Origin of the sequence: Candidatus Magnetobacterium casense, assembly GCF_019173545.1 — a bacterium.
Taxonomy (GTDB): Bacteria; Nitrospirota; Thermodesulfovibrionia; order Thermodesulfovibrionales; family Magnetobacteriaceae; genus Magnetobacterium; species Magnetobacterium cryptolimnobacter.
This window is the reverse complement of the sequence record NZ_JABXWD010000261.1, coordinates 1-5,007: the sequence shown is the minus strand read 5'-3', so window position 1 is coordinate 5,007 and position 5,007 is coordinate 1. Positions and strand designations below refer to the sequence as shown.

Annotated in this window: 5 protein-coding genes; all 5 read right to left on the bottom strand. The window is 53.3% G+C overall.

Annotated features, from left to right (window positions below):
• Window positions 1-153: 153 nt before the first annotated feature.
• On the bottom strand, window positions 154-873 hold the full coding sequence (aroD, locus tag HWQ67_RS12820) for a type I 3-dehydroquinate dehydratase (protein WP_218253086.1): 720 nt from the start codon (window positions 871-873) through the stop codon (window positions 154-156).
• Window positions 870-2,174, bottom strand: a complete 1,305-nt coding sequence (locus tag HWQ67_RS12815; protein ID WP_218253085.1) for an HD domain-containing phosphohydrolase — start codon at window positions 2,172-2,174, stop codon at window positions 870-872. Before HWQ67_RS12815 ends, aroD begins: the two co-directional genes overlap by 4 nt.
• 142 nt (window positions 2,175-2,316) lie before the next feature.
• The gene (locus HWQ67_RS12810; RefSeq protein WP_218253084.1) at window positions 2,317-2,715 is read right to left on the bottom strand and encodes a YbgC/FadM family acyl-CoA thioesterase; all 399 of its coding nucleotides are present in this window, start codon (window positions 2,713-2,715) and stop codon (window positions 2,317-2,319) included.
• Window positions 2,716-2,725: 10 nt separating this feature from the next.
• Entirely contained in the window at window positions 2,726-3,802 is a 1,077-nt protein-coding gene (rseP, locus tag HWQ67_RS12805) for an RIP metalloprotease RseP (protein ID WP_218253083.1), read from the bottom strand.
• On the bottom strand, window positions 3,799-5,007 hold a 1,209-nt coding region (locus HWQ67_RS12800; RefSeq protein ID WP_218253082.1), incomplete at its 5' end, for a 1-deoxy-D-xylulose-5-phosphate reductoisomerase. The genes HWQ67_RS12800 and rseP, both read right to left, overlap by 4 nt.

The following is a 5,007-nucleotide window of genomic DNA, read 5'->3' as shown; positions in this document are numbered from 1 at the left end:
CCCCAGGGCAGATGTCAATTCAGCAAGTGAGCAAATTTCTGCGCTAATGGCAGGCCTGTTTCATTTCAGACGATTACGTTCCATATGAGGTGTGGTGTTAAAACACCACACCTCATATGGAACGTAATCGTCTGAAATGAAAAAGGCCTGCCATTAGCGCAGAAATTTGCTCACTTGCTGAATTGACATCTGCCCTGGGGCCGAAACCGTCTCTATGCTGGCAAAGGTAAAGAGCGAACCGATCAGGGGTAAAAACACCCTGGATGCCATCCCGAGCCTGCCCATGGAGATGGTAACGATGTCTGCGGTTTGATGGTTGAGCGTCAGCAGCGCCATGGTTTGAAGGTCGCCTTGGGAGTTGGCCATTGTGGCTATCTTTGTAATGTGCGCACCAGCCTCCTTGCACCTGCTGATGATAGCAGTTAGTTCTTCGATTGGCGGGGTCTGTTGAAAGTTGTGGTAGGATGCAATAACCATTTTGCCGGCCTGTCTTACCAGGTCGATGACCCTGTGGGCAATGGGGGAATTTATCTCTATATCCACGGCATCGGCCAGTGGCGTTACGCTGCTGATGACTTCAAACCTGACGTCCTCCTGAAGCTGCCTGAAGCCGCCCTCCGCCGTTGAACGGCAGGTGGCAATGATTGGTGTGTCAAACCGCTGCCGTGCCCTCACAAACGTATCCCTGATGACGGTATTGCCGGCGGCCCGTTCGCCGATGGGACAGTCAAACATGTCAATGCGCAGCTCCATGAGGTCGGCCCCGTAGAGCGTCTCCAATGTTTCAACGTCCCTGTTGGTGAGTGCTACGGCGATGGCCGGTCTTTCGCCCAGTGCGAGCCTTCCGATCCTTACGTTGCTAATACCTGTCACGCCGTAGTCAATCTCAGGCTGCAGTAGTCGTTGCCTGCCTTGGCTTGAAGTGCCGTTCGCACGTCATTGAGTTCCCCGATGTAGGATAGCGCGATGCTTACGATGTCACTGTCGAGGGCATTTTGAGCGGCCAGCCCCTGGAGCAACCTCAACGCCTCTTCCACGCTCATCCCCTTGCGGTAGGGTCTGTCCTCCGTTACGGCGGTGAAGACGTCGCTTACGGCCATGATCCTCGACCCGATGGGGATGTCCCTGCCCAGGAGGTGAAAGGGATAACCGGCGCCATCTATACGCTCGTGGTGAAAGGATGCCCAGGCGTTAATGGTCTCCATGTTCTTTATAGCGCCCAGTATCCGATAGGATTGATAGGCGTGGCGTTTCATCACGTTGAACTCTTCAACGGTAAGTTTACCGGGTTTTTCCAGCAGTTCGGTTGGCACGGAGAGCTTGCCGATGTCATGCAGATGACCGGCTATTGACATCATCTGGCACTCAACTGCCGAAAAACCCACCAGTTGCGCCAACAGACTTGACACCGCACTGACCCCCGCCGAGTGCATGGCGGTAAATCTGCTCCGAAAATCAATGATATGGCTGTATAATTTGGATATACTGGCAAGCTCGGAGACGTCTAAGTCTATGTCAGACATTAGCCCCTTCAGCTCTATGGTCTTATCTATCTCCGGGGTGGATACGTCAAACCAGAAGCACTCCTTTGAGGCAACCTCCGCAAAGGCCTCCACCATGTCAGGCATAAACAACGAGTCACTCTTTAACCGTATTGACCTTGATATGGCGTCCTTCTGCCCTAGTATTTCCAGTTCCTTGTTTATAAGGATTTCGACCCTGTCGGCCAGATGAATGATGTGCGCCCCAAGTGGAACCTCCGTCCCTCTGAACGACTGTCCCTTACCCCTGTCCCATGGCACATGGTGGTATCTTATGATGTCGGCAACGTCGGCAAATATCTTGAAATCCCTTATGAGGAGGTAGCCGTTTTCCGCATGTACGTGGGGATTGCTGCTGAGTTCATAGTGTGTCAGCTCCAGTTTTTCCTTTAGAGAAAACACCCCTATGTCGTGAAGCACGGCTGCAAGAAAGATATTCATCCGCTGCTGTCGTGACATATTGTAGGCAGTGGCAATGTCGTCCGCTATACATGCCACCCGCAGGTGGTGGTTGGACAAGGCGATATCGACATAGTCCATGGCCTTTGAAAACACCGTCAGAAGCTCCTTGAGCTTTACCTTGCTATACAAGAACATCTTCAAATGTAACATAACATCGTCAATCTTTGCCACAGGGGGCAGATAAATATCACGGTGAATTTATTCTGGTTGAAAGGTCAAGGCGACATAAGGCTCTGAAAATACTTCTGAACTTTTCTCTTCAATTAATATTATGATTATATCATGTATTATGACACGCCCAATGGTGCTACTGCTACGATGCACTCAGGCACGCAATCAACTCATTGCTCATGCGCTCCGGCTTGAGCCCCTTGCCCACGCAGGCGAGCTTTACCTTTGAGACGGCAATCAACGCCTCGGTGTCCTTTTTGACTATCCGGTGTTTAAAGATGATCGAGGCAAAGCTGACCCCATGAATCTCCGAGTGGATGGATATGATATCGGCGTATCTGGCGGGGCTGTGATAGCGGATATCCACGTGAACGACCACAAACTGCAACCCCTCCTGCATCAGTGTTGTCAGGGCAATGCCGCGTTGTTGCAGGAACTCTGTCCGAGCTCGCTCCAGATAGCCAAGGTACTTGCCATAGTACACGACCCCGCCACAGTCGGTATCCTCGTAGTAGACCTTTATGTCTAAGGTGTCAGGCATGGGTGCGTGCTCAGTACGGCATCGGGGATTTGCCTAACAGCCTCAGAACGTCATTATACACGGCAAAGACCATCAGGAGCAACAAAAAGGCAAGCCCCACCTTCTGCGTCATTGCCATTGCCTGAGCACTCAGGGGTTTTTTCCTGATCCCCTCAATTGCAAGATACACTATGTGACCTCCGTCCAGTATGGGGATCGGGAACAGATTAAACACCCCAAGGTTGATACTGATTACAGCCATAAATGTCAGAAAATGAATAACCCCCGATGTTGCCTGTTTACCGGCCAACTGAAAGATCATTATAGGGCCACCGATGGTATCGGCAGGCACCACCCTCTGGATCAGCTTCACGACCGACAGGAGAGTCAGAGCGATGACATCCCACGTCCTGGCAAAGCCCTGGTAGATGCCCTGAAACAGCCCGTAGCGTTCGATTTCGGAATCCCCGCTTGGCTTAATGCCTACCAGACCGACCTGTATGTCCTGCCCAAAGATGTCCTTGGCGGTATCTCGTTTTGGCGTGATGTGGATAACGATGTCCTCCGTGCCCCTGCGTATGGAGACGGCCAGCGACTTGCCGGCGCTGTCGTGGATTATCCCGGTCAACTTGTCCCAGTTTTTGAGTGGTTCTCCGTCGATGGCGGTTACTATATCGCCCTTCATCATACCGGCTGCCTGGGCCGGAGAATCCGGCAGCACTTCGCCTATGACGGCCTTGAGCTTTGGTATGCCTGTCATCAGCACTATGCAAAACAGCAATGCCGCAAAAAGCAGGTTAAACACCGACCCGGCACTGACCACCAGAAAGCGTTTAAATATGGACTGTGCCGCAAACGAACGCTCCGGCTCCTCCAGCTCCGTGGAGTCCGGCTCCTGGTCTTCGCCGTGCATCTTCACAAACCCGCCTATGGGAAAGGCCGACAACTGATACGTGGTTTCCCCGTACTTGCGGCTGATAATGGCCGGCCCAAGCCCCAGGGAAAACTTCAACACCTTTATCCCCACCAGCTTGGCAAAGATAAAGTGTCCCAGTTCGTGAACAAAAATCAGTATTCCTATTAACAATATCGCATAAACCGCCGTCATTTTCTTGCCTCCCTTGTAATGTCCGCTACGGTTGACCGTGCCCACCTGTCCACTTCAAAGATGGCCTCGAGGTCGTCGCACCGGACGTTCTTGTGTTTTGACATCACTTCGTTTATAATTGCTGGTATCTGGTTAAAGCGTATCGCACCGGCCAGAAACAGCGCTACCACTTCTTCGTTTGCTGCATTCATTGCTGCGGGCATCGTCCCGCCCTCTCTCAGGGCACTGTAGGCATAGGACAGACACGGGAAGGTCTCCAGGCAGGGGGGATGAAAGGTCAGCGACCGAATTTCCTCAAGGCGGCAGCGGTTTATCGCACCCGGCATCCTCTCCGGATAGGACAGGGCATAGGCGATTGGCCCCCTCATATCGGGCAGCGACAACTGCGCCAACAACGCCCCGTCGTTAAACTCCACCATGGAGTGTACGATGCTCTGGGGATGCACCAGGACGTCTATGCGGTCGTGGTCGAAGCCAAACAGGTGGTGTGCCTCTATGACCTCCAGGCCCTTGTTCATGAGCGTTGCCGAGTCCACGGTTATCTTGCTGCCCATTGACCAACTGGGGTGTTTGAGGGCATCTTCGGCTGAGACGTCTTCGAGTTCCAGTGTGGTCTTTCCAAAGAACGGTCCCCCCGATGCCGTCAGAAGCAGTCGCCTGACGTCTTTGACGTTGTAGCCCTCCAGGCATTGAAATATGGCGCTGTGTTCGCTGTCAACGGGGAAGAGGTTGACGTTGTGTCGTTTTACCTCGGCCATGACGATGTCTCCGGCCATCACGAGGGTTTCCTTGTTGGCCAGGCCGATGTGCTTACCGGCCCTGATGGCGGCAAGCGTTGGCCGAAGCCCCGACGAACCCACTATGGCAGAGAGCACGAACTCCGCATTCGAGTATGCGGCCACATCGCAACACCCCCCCTCTCCGGACAGCACCTGCACAGAGGCCGCATCCGGCGTCCGGGCAGCCCACCGGGAGAGCGTTTGCGCTGCGTCGTGTTGCGCAACTGCCACGACCTCCGGCCTGAACTCCAGTATCTGTTGCTTGAGCGTCTCTATGCTTCGGTTGGCCGTAAGTCCGACTACCCTGAAACGATCCCGGTGTTTGCCAATAAACGACAGCGCACTCTTACCAATTGAGCCAGTCGAGCCTAATATCGATACATGTTTCAATTCATCTCCTGAAGGAAAAGGCAGAAGAAAGAAGGG